General features: G+C 68.8%; 13 protein-coding genes. 9 read left to right on the top strand and 4 right to left on the bottom strand.

What is annotated here, in order from left to right; translation table 11 throughout:
- Positions 1-7: 7 nt before the first annotated feature.
- On the top strand, positions 8-388 hold the full coding sequence (locus DWG20_RS07635) for a SirB2 family protein (RefSeq protein WP_115433245.1): 381 nt from the start codon (positions 8-10) through the stop codon (positions 386-388).
- Between the two features lie 118 nt (positions 389-506).
- Here the strand turns inward: DWG20_RS07635 and DWG20_RS07630 are convergent, their stop codons facing one another.
- Positions 507-1,439: a LysR family transcriptional regulator gene (locus tag DWG20_RS07630; RefSeq protein ID WP_115433244.1), complete on the bottom strand. Its 933-nt coding sequence runs from the start codon at positions 1,437-1,439 to the stop codon at positions 507-509.
- Between the two features lie 159 nt (positions 1,440-1,598).
- Here DWG20_RS07630 and DWG20_RS07625 point away from each other — a divergent pair, with 159 nt between their 5' ends.
- The 5 genes from DWG20_RS07625 to DWG20_RS07605 all read left to right on the top strand — a co-directional run bounded on the left by DWG20_RS07625 (position 1,599) and on the right by DWG20_RS07605 (position 8,055).
- The gene (locus DWG20_RS07625) at positions 1,599-2,024 is read left to right on the top strand and encodes a DUF411 domain-containing protein (RefSeq protein WP_115433243.1); all 426 of its coding nucleotides are present in this window, start codon (positions 1,599-1,601) and stop codon (positions 2,022-2,024) included.
- 80 nt (positions 2,025-2,104) lie between these two features.
- Positions 2,105-3,277 carry an NAD(P)H-dependent flavin oxidoreductase gene (locus tag DWG20_RS07620; RefSeq protein ID WP_115433242.1) on the top strand — a complete coding sequence of 391 codons (1,173 nt, stop codon included), beginning with the start codon at positions 2,105-2,107 and terminating at the stop codon, positions 3,275-3,277.
- A gap of 91 nt (positions 3,278-3,368) precedes the next feature.
- Positions 3,369-4,724 carry an aldehyde dehydrogenase family protein gene (locus DWG20_RS07615; protein WP_115433241.1) on the top strand — a complete coding sequence of 452 codons (1,356 nt, stop codon included), beginning with the start codon at positions 3,369-3,371 and terminating at the stop codon, positions 4,722-4,724.
- On the top strand, positions 4,721-6,670 hold the full coding sequence (locus DWG20_RS07610; RefSeq protein WP_115433240.1) for a UvrD-helicase domain-containing protein: 1,950 nt from the start codon (positions 4,721-4,723) through the stop codon (positions 6,668-6,670). The genes DWG20_RS07615 and DWG20_RS07610 overlap by 4 nt, the downstream gene beginning before the upstream one ends.
- On the top strand, positions 6,667-8,055 hold the full coding sequence (locus DWG20_RS07605) for an FAD-binding oxidoreductase (protein WP_115433239.1): 1,389 nt from the start codon (positions 6,667-6,669) through the stop codon (positions 8,053-8,055). Before DWG20_RS07610 ends, DWG20_RS07605 begins: the two co-directional genes overlap by 4 nt.
- A 360-nt stretch (positions 8,056-8,415) precedes the next feature.
- Here the strand turns inward: DWG20_RS07605 and DWG20_RS07600 are convergent, their stop codons facing one another.
- Positions 8,416-8,943, bottom strand: coding sequence for a response regulator transcription factor (locus DWG20_RS07600; protein WP_115433238.1), 528 nt, complete (start codon positions 8,941-8,943; stop codon positions 8,416-8,418).
- The gene (locus tag DWG20_RS07595) at positions 8,940-10,202 is read right to left on the bottom strand and encodes an ATP-binding protein (RefSeq protein WP_115433237.1); all 1,263 of its coding nucleotides are present in this window, start codon (positions 10,200-10,202) and stop codon (positions 8,940-8,942) included. Before DWG20_RS07595 ends, DWG20_RS07600 begins: the two co-directional genes overlap by 4 nt.
- Positions 10,203-10,347: 145 nt before the next feature.
- Between DWG20_RS07595 and DWG20_RS16735 the strand changes: the two genes are divergently transcribed.
- The 3 genes from DWG20_RS16735 (at position 10,348) to DWG20_RS07580 (ending at position 12,648) form a co-directional block, all read left to right on the top strand.
- Positions 10,348-10,734, top strand: a complete 387-nt coding sequence (locus DWG20_RS16735) for a hypothetical protein (protein ID WP_425451608.1) — start codon at positions 10,348-10,350, stop codon at positions 10,732-10,734.
- 73 nt (positions 10,735-10,807) lie between these two features.
- Complete coding sequence (locus DWG20_RS07585) at positions 10,808-11,629, top strand: UDP-2,3-diacylglucosamine diphosphatase (RefSeq protein ID WP_115433236.1); 822 nt, start codon at positions 10,808-10,810, stop codon at positions 11,627-11,629.
- Positions 11,617-12,648, top strand: coding sequence for a glycosyltransferase family 4 protein (locus DWG20_RS07580; protein ID WP_115433235.1), 1,032 nt, complete (start codon positions 11,617-11,619; stop codon positions 12,646-12,648). Before DWG20_RS07585 ends, DWG20_RS07580 begins: the two co-directional genes overlap by 13 nt.
- Positions 12,649-12,734: 86 nt before the next feature.
- On the opposite strand, the gene xth is transcribed toward DWG20_RS07580, so the two are convergent.
- The gene (gene xth, locus DWG20_RS07575) at positions 12,735-13,508 is read right to left on the bottom strand and encodes an exodeoxyribonuclease III (RefSeq protein ID WP_115433234.1); all 774 of its coding nucleotides are present in this window, start codon (positions 13,506-13,508) and stop codon (positions 12,735-12,737) included.
- Positions 13,509-13,539: the final 31 nt, after the last annotated feature.

The raw sequence follows: 13,539 nt of genomic DNA, 5'->3' as shown, positions 1-13,539 counted from the left end.
CTGCCTCGTGAATACCTATGCGATTGTCAAACACGCCCACCTGGGCTTCGCCGCGCTGTCGATCGCGCTGTTCGTGCTGCGCGGCGCCTTCCTCGTCACGGTTCCGGTCGCGCTCGGCCAACGTTGGCTGCGCGTGCTGCCGCGCGTCGTCGACACGCTGCTCTTGGCCTCTGGCGTCGCGCTCGCGGTGATCGCGTCGATCAACCCGGTGACGACGCCGTGGCTCGCGGCCAAGCTCGTCGCGCTCGTCGCCTACATCGGCTTCGGCGTCGTCGTGTTCAAACCGGGGCGGCCGCCTGCGGTGCGCGCAACGTCTTTCGCGCTGGCGCTGATCGCGGTCGCCTATATCGTGAGGGTCGCGATCACCAAGAACGTGCTGCCGTTCTGACAACGCACTCCGGGGCCAAGGCCGTTCACTGGAGGCCCGCCCAAAAAAAGCCGTTTCCCGATCAGGGAACACGGCTTTTCTGCTTCGGCGAACGGCATGACCGCGCCGGGGCGTAAGGTCAGGCCGGCGCGGCCGCAGTCAGTTCGGCGCGGATGTCCGGGTGGTCGGCCAGCCTCTCGACGACGAAGTCGACGAAGGCGCGCGTGCGCGGCGCGATATGGTCGCGGTGCGGGAAGCACAGATAGATCGAGCGTTCACGCGACACATGCCCGGCCAGCGCGACCTCGAGCTCGCCGCTGCGGATATAGGGCATCACCTCGTGACCCGACAGCTGAGCGACGCCGAGGCCGAGGCGCGCCATGTCGACCACCGCGCCGATGTCGTTCAGCGTGTAGGTGCCGTTGACTTCCAGCGGCAGCCGTTCGCCGGCCACGTTGAATTCCCACTTGAACAGCCGGCCCGACGTCGAGAACTGGTAGTTGATGCAGTCGTGCTCGGACAGGTCTTCCGGCTTTTGCGGCTTGCCGTGCTCGGCCCAGTAGCCGGGCGACGCGACGACGTAGAGCGGAATGTCGGTCAGATGCCGTGCGGCGAGCCGGCTGTCGGGCATCATGCCGACGCGCACGCCGACGTCGAAGCCGTCGTCGATCAGGTCGTTGAACTGGTCGTTCAGCCCCAGAAAGACCTTGATCTTTGGGTACTGCGCGCAGAATTCGCCCAGCAGCGGCAGCACGTAGTGGCGGCCGAACGACGGCGGCAGGCTGACGCGCAGGTTGCCGGCCGGTTCGTCGCGGCTTTCCTTGAGCTGGTTGATCGCGGTGTCGAGGTGGTTGACCGGGCCGCGGCACTGCGAATAGAAGCGCCGCCCGTCCTCGGTCAGCGTCAGCTGGCGCGTCGTGCGGTTGAACAGCCTCACCTCGAGCTCCTGCTCGAGCCTCGCGATGCTCTGGCTGATCGCCGCCGGCGACACGCCGAGTTTTCGTGCGGCTTCCGAGAAACTGCCGTTTTCTGCCGTGGTCATAAAGACCATCAGCGCCTTAAGTGTATCCATTGCGTCGCATCATCCGGGCGTCGCTAAACGCTCCCGGCCCTGATTAGAAACAGTTCGTTTAAAGATGATACGACAATTTTTGTCACCCTTGAACACTTTATGTCATTAGCAACATCATTAATGACGTTTAATTGTTAAGCATGCCCTAGAGAGAGATCTATGAACCCGCAGCTCGCGCTCCTGCTCGCCAGCCTAATCCTGCCGCTGTCCGCGCTCGCCGCGACCGGCACCGTCTACAAGAATCCGCAGTGCGGCTGCTGCACCGCGTGGGCCGAACACCTCGCAAAGAACGGCGTGAGCTTGAAAGTCGAGCCGCGCGACGACCTCGCCGCCGTTCGCGCGAAGCTCGGCGTGCCGGCCGACCTCGGCGGCTGCCACACGGCGAAGATCGACGGCTACGTGTTCGAGGGCCACGTGCCGGCCGACCTCGTGAAGAAGGTGCTGAAGGGAAAACCGGCGATCGCCGGCCTTGCGGTGCCGGGCATGCCGGCCGGGAGCCCGGGCATGGAAGGCCCGACCAAGGTCTCCTACCCGGTCATCGCCTTCGACAGGCAGGGCAAGAGGCGCGTCTACGCGACGCGCTGAGCGCCTTCCTTGATGCGGGTCAAACGTTGGCCGAGCCCTAGACGCCAGAATGCGGTTTTACCTCCACCTGGCGTTTTTTCATGTCCCACACCTTCTCTGAGCTCCGCCTCGCCGGACGCACGCTGCTTCCCGTCGTCCAGGGCGGCATGGGCGTCGGCATCTCGGCCAAGCGCCTCGCCGGCGCCGTCGCGCGCGAAGGCGGCGTCGGCACCATCGCCAGCGTCGACCTGCGCCACCTGCACGAAGACCTGCTCGCCGAATCGAAACACGCGAAAGACCAAGCCGCGCTCGACGCCTTGAACCTCACCGCGCTCGACCGCGAGATCCGCGCCGCGAACGCCACCGCCGCCGGCCAGGGCCTTATCGCCGTCAACGTAATGAAGGCGGTCGACGCGCACGCCGCCTACGTGCGCCAGGCGTGCGAATCGGGCGCCGGCGCGATCGTGATGGGCGCCGGCCTGCCGCTCGACCTGCCCGAGATGGCCTCTGGATATCCAGACATCGCGCTGATCCCGATCCTGTCCGAGGCGCGCGGCATCGGCATCGTGCTCAAGCGCTGGATGAAGAAGGGCCGCCTGCCCGACGCGATCGTCATCGAACATCCGAAGCACGCCGGCGGCCACCTCGGCGCGGCCAAGATCTCGGACATTTCCGACGCGAAGTTCTGCTTCAAGCGCGTGCTCGACGAAACGTTCGAACTGTTCAAGTCGCTGGGTCTGGAGCGCGAGGCGATCCCACTGATCGTCGCCGGCGGCGTGAACAGCCACGAGAAGGTGAAAACCTACCTTGACGACTACGGCGCCAGCGCGGTGCAGGTCGGCACCGCCTTCGCCGTCACGCGCGAGGGCGACGCGCACGACAACTTCAAGGCGGTGCTCGCCGGCGCGCGCCCCGAGGACATCGGCGAGTTCATGAGCGTCGCCGGCCTGCCGGCGCGCGGCGTGCTGACGCCTTTCCTGAGAAATTATCTGAAACGCGAGGAGAAGCTGCAGGCGCATGCGAAGGCCGACCCGGCGCGCTGCACGCAGGGCCTCAACTGCCTTGCGGTGTGCGGCCTGCGCGACGGTCTGTCCAAGGTCGGCCAGTTCTGCATCGACCTCAAGCTCGCCGCCGCCTTCCGCGGCGAGGTGTCCAAGGGCCTGTTCTTCCGTGGCGCCGAACCCTTGCCGTTCGGCAGCGCGATCAGGAGCGCCCGCGAGCTGATCGACTACCTGTTGACCGGCCGGATGCCGGCCGATCTCGAGCCCGCGTAAGCTTAACCAACGTTGCGACGCCGCCTTGCCGGCGCGCGACACGGGAAGCCTCCTTGCTGAACGCGCCGGGGCTTTTTGTTACAGTGGCGGCATGACTGCGTTTACCAGCTGCAACCCGGCCACCGGCGAGGTGGTCCATACCCGGCCCGCCTGGCCGGCCGACGAACTGCCGCGCCGCCTTGCCGCGCTGAAGACCGCGCAGCGCGCGTGGGCGCAGCTTGCGCCCGAGGCGCGCGCCGAGAAGCTCACCACGCTCGCCAACACGCTCGAAGCGGTGCGCGAGGAGCTCGCCCACCGCGTGACGCTCGAGGTCGGCAAGCGCACCGCCGAGTGCCTGGCCGAGATCGACAAGTCGGTACAGCTGACGCGCTACTACGCGCAGCTCGCGCCCGAACTGTTGGCCGCCAAGCACATCGCGACGCAGGCGAGCGCCAGCGCGGTCGCGTTTGAGCCGCTCGGCATCGTGCTCGCGATCATGCCGTGGAACTACCCGGTGTGGCAGGTGCTGCGCTTCGCGGTGCCGGCGCTGGCCGCCGGCAACGCCTGTCTCGTCAAGCCGGCGCCGTCGGTGCCGCTGTCGACCGGCCTGTTGCTCGACGTCGTGCGCGCCGCCGGCCTCGACGTGTTCGACGTCGCGTGGATAGACCCCGAGTCGGTCGAGGACGCGGTGCGCGCGTCGGACGCGGTCGCCTTCACCGGCTCGACGAGCACCGGCCGCGTGATCGCCAGCCTCGCCGGCCGCCACATCAAGAAGACCGTGCTCGAGCTCGGCGGCAGCAACGCCTTCATCGTGCTCGAGGACGCCGACCTCGACGCCGCCGCGGCCGAAGCCTGCCACTCGCGCTTCCGCGACGCCGGCCAGAGCTGCAACGCCGCCAAGCGGATGATCGTCGTCCCCGAGATCGCCGACGCCTTCATCGAGCGCTTCGTTGCCGAAGCTAGAAAACTGACGCTCGGCCAACCTTCCGACCCGGCCGCGAGCCTCGGCCCCTTGGCGCGCGCCGACCTGCGCGAGAGCCTGCACGCCCAGGTGCTCGACGCTCTCGACAACGGCGCCGAGCGGCTGTTGGGCGGCGCGATGCCCGACGGCCCCGGCTTCTTCTACCCGGCGACCGTGCTAGACCACGTCACGCCGGCCTGCCGCGTCTACCACGAAGAGACCTTCGGCCCGGTCGCGAGCATCCTGCGCGCACGCGACGCCGACGACGCGATCCGGCTCGCCAACGACACGCCGTTCGGCCTGGGCGCGGCGATCTACACCGGCGACGTCGAGCGTGGCTGGCAGCTCGCGCGCCAGATCGAGGCCGGCAGCGTCTTCATCAACCGCCACACCAGCTCCGATCTCAGGCTGCCGTTCGGCGGCGTGAAGGCGTCCGGCTACGGCCGCGAGCTGTCCGAATTCGGCCTCTACGAATTCGTCAACGTGAAGACCTACTGGCAGAAATGAGCGCCCCCTTCACCCCGACCGACGAGCAGCGCCGCATCCTCGACCACGCCGACGGCCATCTGCTGATCGAGGCGGCGGCCGGCAGCGGCAAGACCAGCGTGCTGGCCCTCCTGGCGCTGGAGTACGCGGCCGTCGGCCGAGCGGTGCTGGCGCTCACCTTCAGCGCGAACGGCAAGGCGGTGCTGGCCGATCGCCTGTCTGCGTGGAATCCGCGTCTGGCCGACAGGGTCACCGTGGCCACCATCGACGAGGTCTGCGAGGCGGAGGCGCAGCGCTGCCTGGCAGACGACCGGCTGAGCGTCGACGACGGCTGGGCGCTCGACCATGTGCTGCCGGAGGTGATCGAGCGCACCAACGAGGCCTTCGCCGGCGACGAGCGTCACCCGCAGCTCGAAGGGCACGCCGAGGCGCGGCGCGAGCTGCTCGACGCCTTCCGCTTCATCAAGCAGAGCCTCGCCCCCGGGCTGATCGGCGACGAACAGGACCCCGACTGGATCGAACAGGCGATCGGCGACCGCCCCTACCCGGTCTGGCACGCCTTCCTGGAATACGAACGGCGGCGCGCCGTCCAGCCGGTAGAGCGTCGAAAACGCCGCGGACGCGGCTTCCGGCTGGCGGGCGACGCCTGCTATGACCTGGTGCGGGCGGCCGGGCAGGACGGCCTCGACCCGCCGGGCTTCGGCCAACGTTATCTCTTGCTCGACGAGTTCCACGACACCAGCCCGCTGCAGCTCGAATTCCTGTCGCTGTGGGGACGGCGGCTGCAGCGGGTGGTCGCCGTCGGCGACCGCGACCAGGCGCTGCAGGCGTGGCGGGCGGCCGACGCGGCGCATATCTTCCCGGCCTTTTGCGAGCGCTTCGCGGTGCGCACGCGGCTGCCGCTGTCGCTGTCCTTCCGCTTCGGCCCGCGCCTGGCGCAACTGGCCAACGCGCTGCGCAGCCCCTCGCAAGCGCCGGTGCAGGGCGCGGGCGACAGCCCCGGCCGGGTCATCGAAGAGCGCCGCCCGCTGGCTGCCTTCCTGAAGGCGCTGGGCCAGGACCCGGACGCCGGCAGCTGCGCCATCCTCGCGCGCGACGCCGGGCAGCTGGTGCCGGTGCAACTGGCGCTCGCCGAGCTCGGCCAACCCTTACGCCTGCACGAACGCGTGCTGCCGTTCTGGCGGCGCGGCGAAGCGCGGCTCTTGCAGGCGCTGGCCGAAATCGTCGCCGCCCCGCGCACCGGCGAGACGCGAGCGCACGCACAGCCCGACCCCGAATATCTGAAGCGCCAGCGCAGCCTGCTCGCCGAGCGGCTGCTGAGCCTGCCTGGCTGGCTGCTCGCCGACGCGACGCGGCAGGACCTGATCGACCACATCGCCGACAGCGCCGCCAACTGGCGTGCCGTCTGCGAGATGCTGCCCAGGGTCCCGTTCGCCCCGGACGCCGGCGAAGCGCAAAGAGGCCGGCGCAGCCAGCTCCAGGCGGCGATCGCCACCTTGCTGGAAGCCCCCGCGGACCAAGCCCTCGGCCCGCAGGTCCAGGCCTTCGCCCGCGAGGCCCGGCTGGAGACCGACCTGGCCGCGTATGCGGGCAGCCGCGAACAAGGGCGGGCGCGCGTCGCCGCCTGGCGCCACCTCGTCGGGCATCTTTATACACAAGGCTTTACCGCCGCCGGCTGGCTCAAAAGGCTGGCGGACCTGGAACGCCGGCATCGCTACCCGTCCGAGACCGCCCGGCCCGGCCCGCTGCTGAGCTCCATCTTCCACGCCAAGGGCAGCGAATGGGATCGCGTCGTCCTGGTCGGCCTGGAAGAAGGCCGCTTTCCGCTGGCCAACGTCCCTTTCGCCGAGGAAAAACGCTACGCCTATGTGGCCTGCACGCGGGCGCGCCGGACGCTGATCCTTCACGCCGAACCCGGGGCCACCCCCGGCAGACTGCTGCCGCTGCTGATGGAGGCCGCCCAATGAGCCCCCTCGTCGAACGCTTCGCCGCCGTCGTCGGCGCGAATCATCTGCTTGCCGACCCGTCGGATACCGCGCCGTACTGCCTCGACTGGCGCAAACGCTACCTCGGCCAACCCTTGGCCGTCGCGCGCCCCGCCAGTACCGCCGAGGTCGCCGAACTCGTCAGGCTCTGCCATGAGACCGGCACCCCCGTCGTCCCGCAGGGCGGCAACACCGGGCTGGCCGGCGGCGCGACACCGGATACGTCGGGCGCGGCGCTGGTGATCGCGATGGGGCGGCTGAACAAGGTGCGCGGCGTCGACGCGGCCAACAACAGCCTGACCGCAGAGGCCGGCGTGACGCTCAAAGGCTTGCAGGACGCGGCGGAACAAGCCGGGCGGCTGTTCCCGCTGTCGCTCGCATCGGAAGGGACGTGCCAGATCGGCGGCAACCTGTCGACCAACGCCGGCGGCCTCGCGGTGCTGCGCTACGGCACGATGCGCGAGCTGACGCTCGGTCTCGAGGTGGTGCTGCCCGACGGCCGGATCCTGAACGCCTTGTCGGGACTGAGGAAGGACACCACCGGCTACGACGTCAAGCAGTGGTTCATCGGCGCCGAGGGCACGCTGGGGCTGATCACCGCGGCGACGGTCAAGCTGTTTCCCCGCCCTACCGCGGTCGCGACGGCCTTCATCGGCGTCGAGTCGGCCGAGGCGGCGATAGCCTGGCTCTCGACATTGCGCGACCGTTTCGCAGACCGGCTGACGACGTTCGAGCTCGTCGCCGACGTGTGCCTGAAACTGGTCGAGCAGCACATCCCGGGCGCGCGCCGGCCGTTTTCCGCGCCGTGGAGCCTGCTCGTCGAGCTGACCGACGGCGGCGACGCCGCCCGGCTCACCGACGACCTGGTCGAATGGTTGGCCGAGCAGACCTTCGCAGACGCGGTCGTCGCGCAGAGCGAGAGCGAACGCCAAGCGCTGTGGCAGCTGCGCGAGGCGATCTCCGAGGCGCAGGCGAAGGACGGCGCAAGCATCAAGCACGACATCGCGCTGCCGTCGAGCGCCATCCCGGCCTTCTTGCGCGACGCCGACGCGGCGCTCGAAGCGGCCTTCCCCGGCGTGCGCATCGTCGCCTTCGGCCACGCCGGCGACGGCAACCTGCACTACAACCTGTCGTACACGCGGCCAGGCAACGAGAACCTTTTCTGCGACGAGGAGCGCGCGAACGAAATCGTCTACGACGCGGTCGCGCGCCACGCCGGCACCTTCGCCGCCGAACACGGCGTCGGCCAACTCAAGACCCACTGGCTCACCCGCTACAAGGACCCGGTCGCGCTGGACCTGATGAAGACGCTGAAGGCTGCACTCGACCCGAAAAACCTGATGAACCCGGGCAAGGTGCTCGGCTAAGGGCGCGCGCCGCGTCGAACCCGGCCGAACCGGGCGGGGCGAGGGACTGACAGAGGCTCGGCCGGCCGAGCTTGCCTAGCGCACGGAAGGCGACGCGAATGGCGGCGGGAGAGGAACGGCGGGCAAAAAAATACCCCTGAAGGGAATCCGTCAGGGGCCAACACGAGGAAGAAACACCCTACCGGATTGACCGGTACGATGCTTCGAGGGGCTAACACCACAAAAACCAGTAATGGTTTCAGTGCGCATGGGAATTTAGCGCAAATGCTCTAGCGCGTCCAAGCCTTTCGCCAATTCGAACATTTGTTTGAGTCGTTTTTTCACTTCCGAACAGCATGGCGTTTCGACTACGCGCCATGCTCACTGCTTGACCGGCCGCTTGGCCAGCATGCGCTGCAAGGTGCGGCGGTGCATGTTCAGCGCGCGCGCGGTCGCCGACACGTTGCCGCCGTGTTCAAACAACACGCGCTGCACGTGCTCCCAGGCCAGCCGCTTCACCGACATCGGCTGCGCCGGCAGCGGCTGCGCGGCGTTCGGTTCGCGCGCGTCGAAGGCCGCGACGATCTCGGCCAAGGTCGCCGGCTTGGCGAGGTACTGCACCGCGCCGAGCTTCACCGCGTCGACCGCGCTGGCGATGCTCGCGTAGCCGGTCAAGACGAGGATCGCCGTCGCCGGACAACGGCGCTTGAGTTCGGGCAACAGGCGCAAGCCGCTCTCGCCGGCAAGGTTCAGGTCGAGCACGATGTGGGTGACGTCGGGCGACAGCGCGGCAAGCGCAGATTCGGGGTCCGCCGCGTGCCGCGCCGCGCGGCCCTGGCGCGCCAGGCTCCTTGCCAGCACGCCGGCGAACGCGTCGTCGTCGTCGACGATCAGCCAGTTCTCATTCATCGCGTTTCCCCTTCCGGCAACAGTGGCAGCTCGAGCCGCGCGAGCACGCCGCCGCCGGCGCGGTTTTCGAGCCGAACCGTGCCGCCGAGCCGCGACAGCGTCGCGTGGCTCAGCATCACGCCGATGCCGAGCCCGGCCGGCTTGCCGCTCTCGACCGGCGCGAGTCCGGCGCGCGACAGCTGTTGATCGGTGAGCGCGCCGCGCGGGTTGACGATGTCGATCAAGAGCGCGTGCTCGCGCTGTTCTACGTTCAGCCTCACCTCGCACGGGTCGGCCTCGGCGGCGTTGTTGAGCAGGTTGAAAAAGGCCGGCCAGAACAGCAGAGACAGGCTGGCGGCCGGCGCATCCTCAGGCGGCAGCTCGGCCGCCAGCCTCACGCCGGGCTTGAGCGCGCGCCAGCCCTCGAGCCGGCGCACGAACGCGTGGCGCAGGCTTTCTGCCTGCGGCGTGGGCTCGCCGCCCTCCTTCAGCTCGGCCAACGCTTCGCGGCAGCGCAAGAGCGCCGCGTCCATCGCCGCCCAGTCGGCGGCCAATTCCGGCCGGTCGGCGGTTTCACTCCGCAGTTCGCCGGCGAGCAGGGTCAGTATGTTCAGCGGCGTCGACAGCGCGTGCGCGGCGCCGGCCGCCTGCACACCGAGCGCGATCAACTGTTCGTTACGCAGCTGCGCCTCGCGCGCACGGGCGAGCGCCGCCTCCTGCTCGACGAGGCGCCTCGACAGCCGCGCGACGAAGCCGGCGATCAACAGCGCCGATAGCGCAAAGGTCAGCCACATGCCCACAAGGTGCAGGTTGAACGCGTAGGCGGCGTCGCCGCCGGCGAGCGGCCAAGGCAGGTGGAAGTAGAACAGCAGGCCGTAGGCGGCTACGGCCGCCAGCGCCAGCGCCCACACGAAGCGCCCGGGCGCCAGGAGCGCGGCGATCAGCACCACCGGAAGATACAAGGACGCGAGCGGGTTGGCCGCGCCGCCGGTGAACGCCAGGATTTCGGTCAGCGCGACGAGGTCGCCTGCGAGGCCGGCGCAAAGCGGCAGGCGCGGCGGCAGGCCGCGTCGCAGCGCTGCGACGGTCAGCCGGTTCAGGCCGAACAGCATCGCCAGCGCCTGGCCGACGAGCAGCCACGGCAAAGCGACGCCCGACAGCCTGGCGACGGCGGCGAGGACGAAGGCGAGCGCGAGCATCGCATCGCGCAGGCGCGCGACGCCTAGTGCGGCACGGGCAAGGTTGGCCGAGCCTTGCTCGGCGGCGGGAAACAGCGTCATGAAAGGCCGCGACAAGAAAACGCCCCGCGCGGTGACGGGGCACGGGGGCGGATGGTCGCCCTAAGCTTGGAGCCGGCGCCGCCACGTGCAGCAACACCGACCCGCTCAGTGTAGCGCCTAGTGTGGGCTGGCGGAATGCGGCAGGGTGTCGCAGCGCGTTGTCGAGCAGGTTGCGCAAGAGGAGAGCGATCAACAGCGCGTCGCCGCGCGCGAGGCCGGCGAGCGGGTCGAGCCGCGACAACGCGAGCAACGGCTCGGTCAGCCTTGTTGCGCGGTCGATGCCGGCCATCAGCTTGGACAGCGCGCGCGTCCGCGTCGCGTCGTCGTGCGCGAGCGCGGCGACCTCGGCCAACGCGAACGGTTTGACGAGGTAGTCGTCGGCGCCGGTGTCGAGGCCGCGGACCCTGTCGTCGACCGACGGCAGGCCGACCGGCAACATCGGCAGCTTGGACAGGCCCTCGTGCAGGTCCTGCAACCATTCCTCGCCCCAATAGGCGCGGTGCCCATCATACCAAACTGGCGTTCACCTTAACGTCACGCCGCGCTCACCATGCTGTCACATCGCGCCTGCACGATGGCGCCGTCGCCCTCGCCTGGACGCCATCATGATCCGAGACTTCGCCCCGCCCCCGCGCTACCGCACGCTGTGGATTTCCGACGTGCACCTGGGCACCAGCGGCTGCCGCGCCGAGCAGCTGCTCGACTTCCTGCGCCACCACGAGGCCGACACGCTGTACCTGGTCGGCGACATCGTCGACGGCTGGCAGCTGAAGAGATCGTGGCAGTGGAAGCAGAGCCACAACGACGTCGTGCAGAAGCTCTTGAGAAAGGCGCGCAAGGGCACGCGCGTCGTCTACATCCCCGGCAACCACGACGAGGCCGCGCGCCCCTACTGCGGGCTCGACTTCGGCGGCATCGCGATCCGCGACGAGGCAGAGCACCGCACCGCCGACGGCAGGCGCCTGCTCGTCATCCACGGCGACGCGTTCGACGGCGTGATCCAGTACGCGAAGTGGCTCGCGTATCTGGGCGACAGCCTCTATACGGCGATCCTGCAGCTGAACCGCGGCTTCAACTGGGTGCGCATGAAGCTCGGCCTGCCCTACTGGTCGCTATCGCAGTACCTGAAGCACAAGGTCAAGAACGCGGTGAACTTCATCAGCCAGTTCGAGGCAGTGCTCGCGAACGAGGCGCGCCGGCGCGGCTTCGACGGCGTCGTGTGCGGCCACATCCACAAGGCCGAGATCCGCGACATCGACGGCGTGCTGTACGCCAACAGCGGCGACTGGGTCGAGAGCCTGACCGCGCTCGCCGAGCACGCCGACGGCCGGCTCGAGGTCCTTGCGTGGACCGCGCAGCCGGGCGGCGCCCCCGTCAGCTTGGCCGAGCCCCTGGCAAGCGAAGGAGAAAAAGCATGCGTATCCTGATCGTCACCGACGCGTGGCGCCCGCAGGTCAACGGCGTCGTGCGCACGCTGACCGAAACCGCGCGCGAACTGGCCGGCTTCGGCCACACCGTCGAATTCCTCACGCCGCAGGACTTCACGACGCTGCCCTGCCCGACCTACCCGGACATAAGGCTGTCGCTGTTCCCGGGGCGGCGCGTCGCGCAAAGAATCGAGACCTTCGCGCCGCACGCGATCCACATCGCGACCGAGGGGCCGCTCGGCCTCGCAGCGCGCGGCTACTGCATGAAGAAGAAGCGGCCTTTCACCACCGCCTCCCACACGCGCTTTCCCGAATACGTGCACGCGCGCGTCAAGCTACCGGTCAAGGTCAGCTATGCGTGGCTCAGGCGCTTTCACAACGCCGGTCGCGCGGTGATGGCGCCGACGCGCTCGATCTGCGACGACCTTGCCGCGCGCGGCTTCAACAACGTCGTACTGTGGGGCCGCGGCGTCGACACCGAGCTGTTCACACCCGGCGAACGCGGCAGGCTAGACACCGCGCCGCCGCGCTTCGTCTACATCGGCCGCGTCGCGGTAGAGAAGAACATCGAGGCGTTTTTGAAGCTCGACCTGCCCGGCAGCAAGTGGGTGGTCGGCGAAGGCCCGCTGCTGCCGAAGCTCAGGAAGGACTATCCCGACGTCTACTTCGCCGGCGTATTCCCGCAGATGGAGCTCGCGCGCTTCTACCGCGCCGGCGACGTGTTCGTCTTCCCGAGCCTGACCGACACCTTCGGCCTGGTGCTGCTCGAGGCGATGGCGTGCGGCACGCCGGTCGCCGCGTACCCGGTCGCCGGGCCGCTCGACGTCGTCGGCGAGTCGGGCGCCGGTGTGCTCGACTGGGACCTCAAGAAAGCGTGCCTTGAGGCGCTCTCTATAGACCGCGAGCACGTCCGCCGCGTCGCCGAGCGCTTCTCGTGGACCGCCGCCGCGCGCCAGTTCGAGGCCAACCTGCACCCGCGCGCGCTGCCCGAGACCGCGCTCGCGACTCAGCAGGGCTGAGCGGCGCCATCAAAGCAAACAGCCTGGCCGAGTTCCGCTATACGGAGACTCGGCCAGGCTGTTCGATGTCGGGGCCGCGCCCGGGTTCAGTCGGCCAGCGTGATCACCACCGGCGCGTGGTCGGACGGACGCTCCCACTTACGCGGCGCCTTGTCGATCACGCACTCGGTCGCGCGCGCTTTCAGCGCATCGGTGACGAGGATGTGGTCGATCCTGAGACCGAGGTTGCGGCGGAACATCGCCGCGCGGTAGTCCCACCAGCTGTACTGCTTGTCTTCCTGGTTGAAGATCCGGAACGCGTCGGTCAGGCCGAGCGCCAACAGCCCTTCGAACGCGGCGCGCTCGGGCACCGAGCACAGTACCTTGTCGCGCCACGCCTCGACGTCGTACACGTCGCGGTCGTCGGGCGCGATGTTGAAGTCGCCCATCAGCACGCAGGCCGGGTGCTTTTCGAGCTCGGCGGCGAGGTAGTCATGCAAGCGCGCGTACCACTCGAGCTTGTACACGTACTTGTCGGACTCTATCGATTCGCCGTTCACACAGTAGGCGCCGATCACCCTCACGCCGTTCACCGTCGCGGCGATCACGCGGCGCTGCGGGTCGTCGTAGCCGGGGATGCCGAGCACCTCCTCGACGGGCTCGAGCGGCGCGCGCGTCAGCAGCGCGACGCCGTTGTAGGTCTTCTGGCCGTACCACACCGCGCGGTAGCCGGCCGCCTCGATCTCGGTCAGCGGGAACTTGTCGTGGTCGAGCTTCAGCTCCTGCAGCGCGAGCACGTCGACCGGATTCTCGGCCAACCATTGCAGCACCTGCGGCAGGCGAACTTTGAGCGAGTTGACGTTCCAGGTGGCGAATTTCACAGGGAGTCTTCCTTATCGGGCAATCGGACCC

This window comes from Crenobacter cavernae (assembly GCF_003355495.1).
Taxonomy (GTDB): domain Bacteria; phylum Pseudomonadota; class Gammaproteobacteria; order Burkholderiales; family Chromobacteriaceae; genus Crenobacter; species Crenobacter cavernae.
The sequence above is the reverse complement of the archived record's forward strand: the minus strand, read 5'-3'. Positions and strand labels throughout refer to the sequence as shown.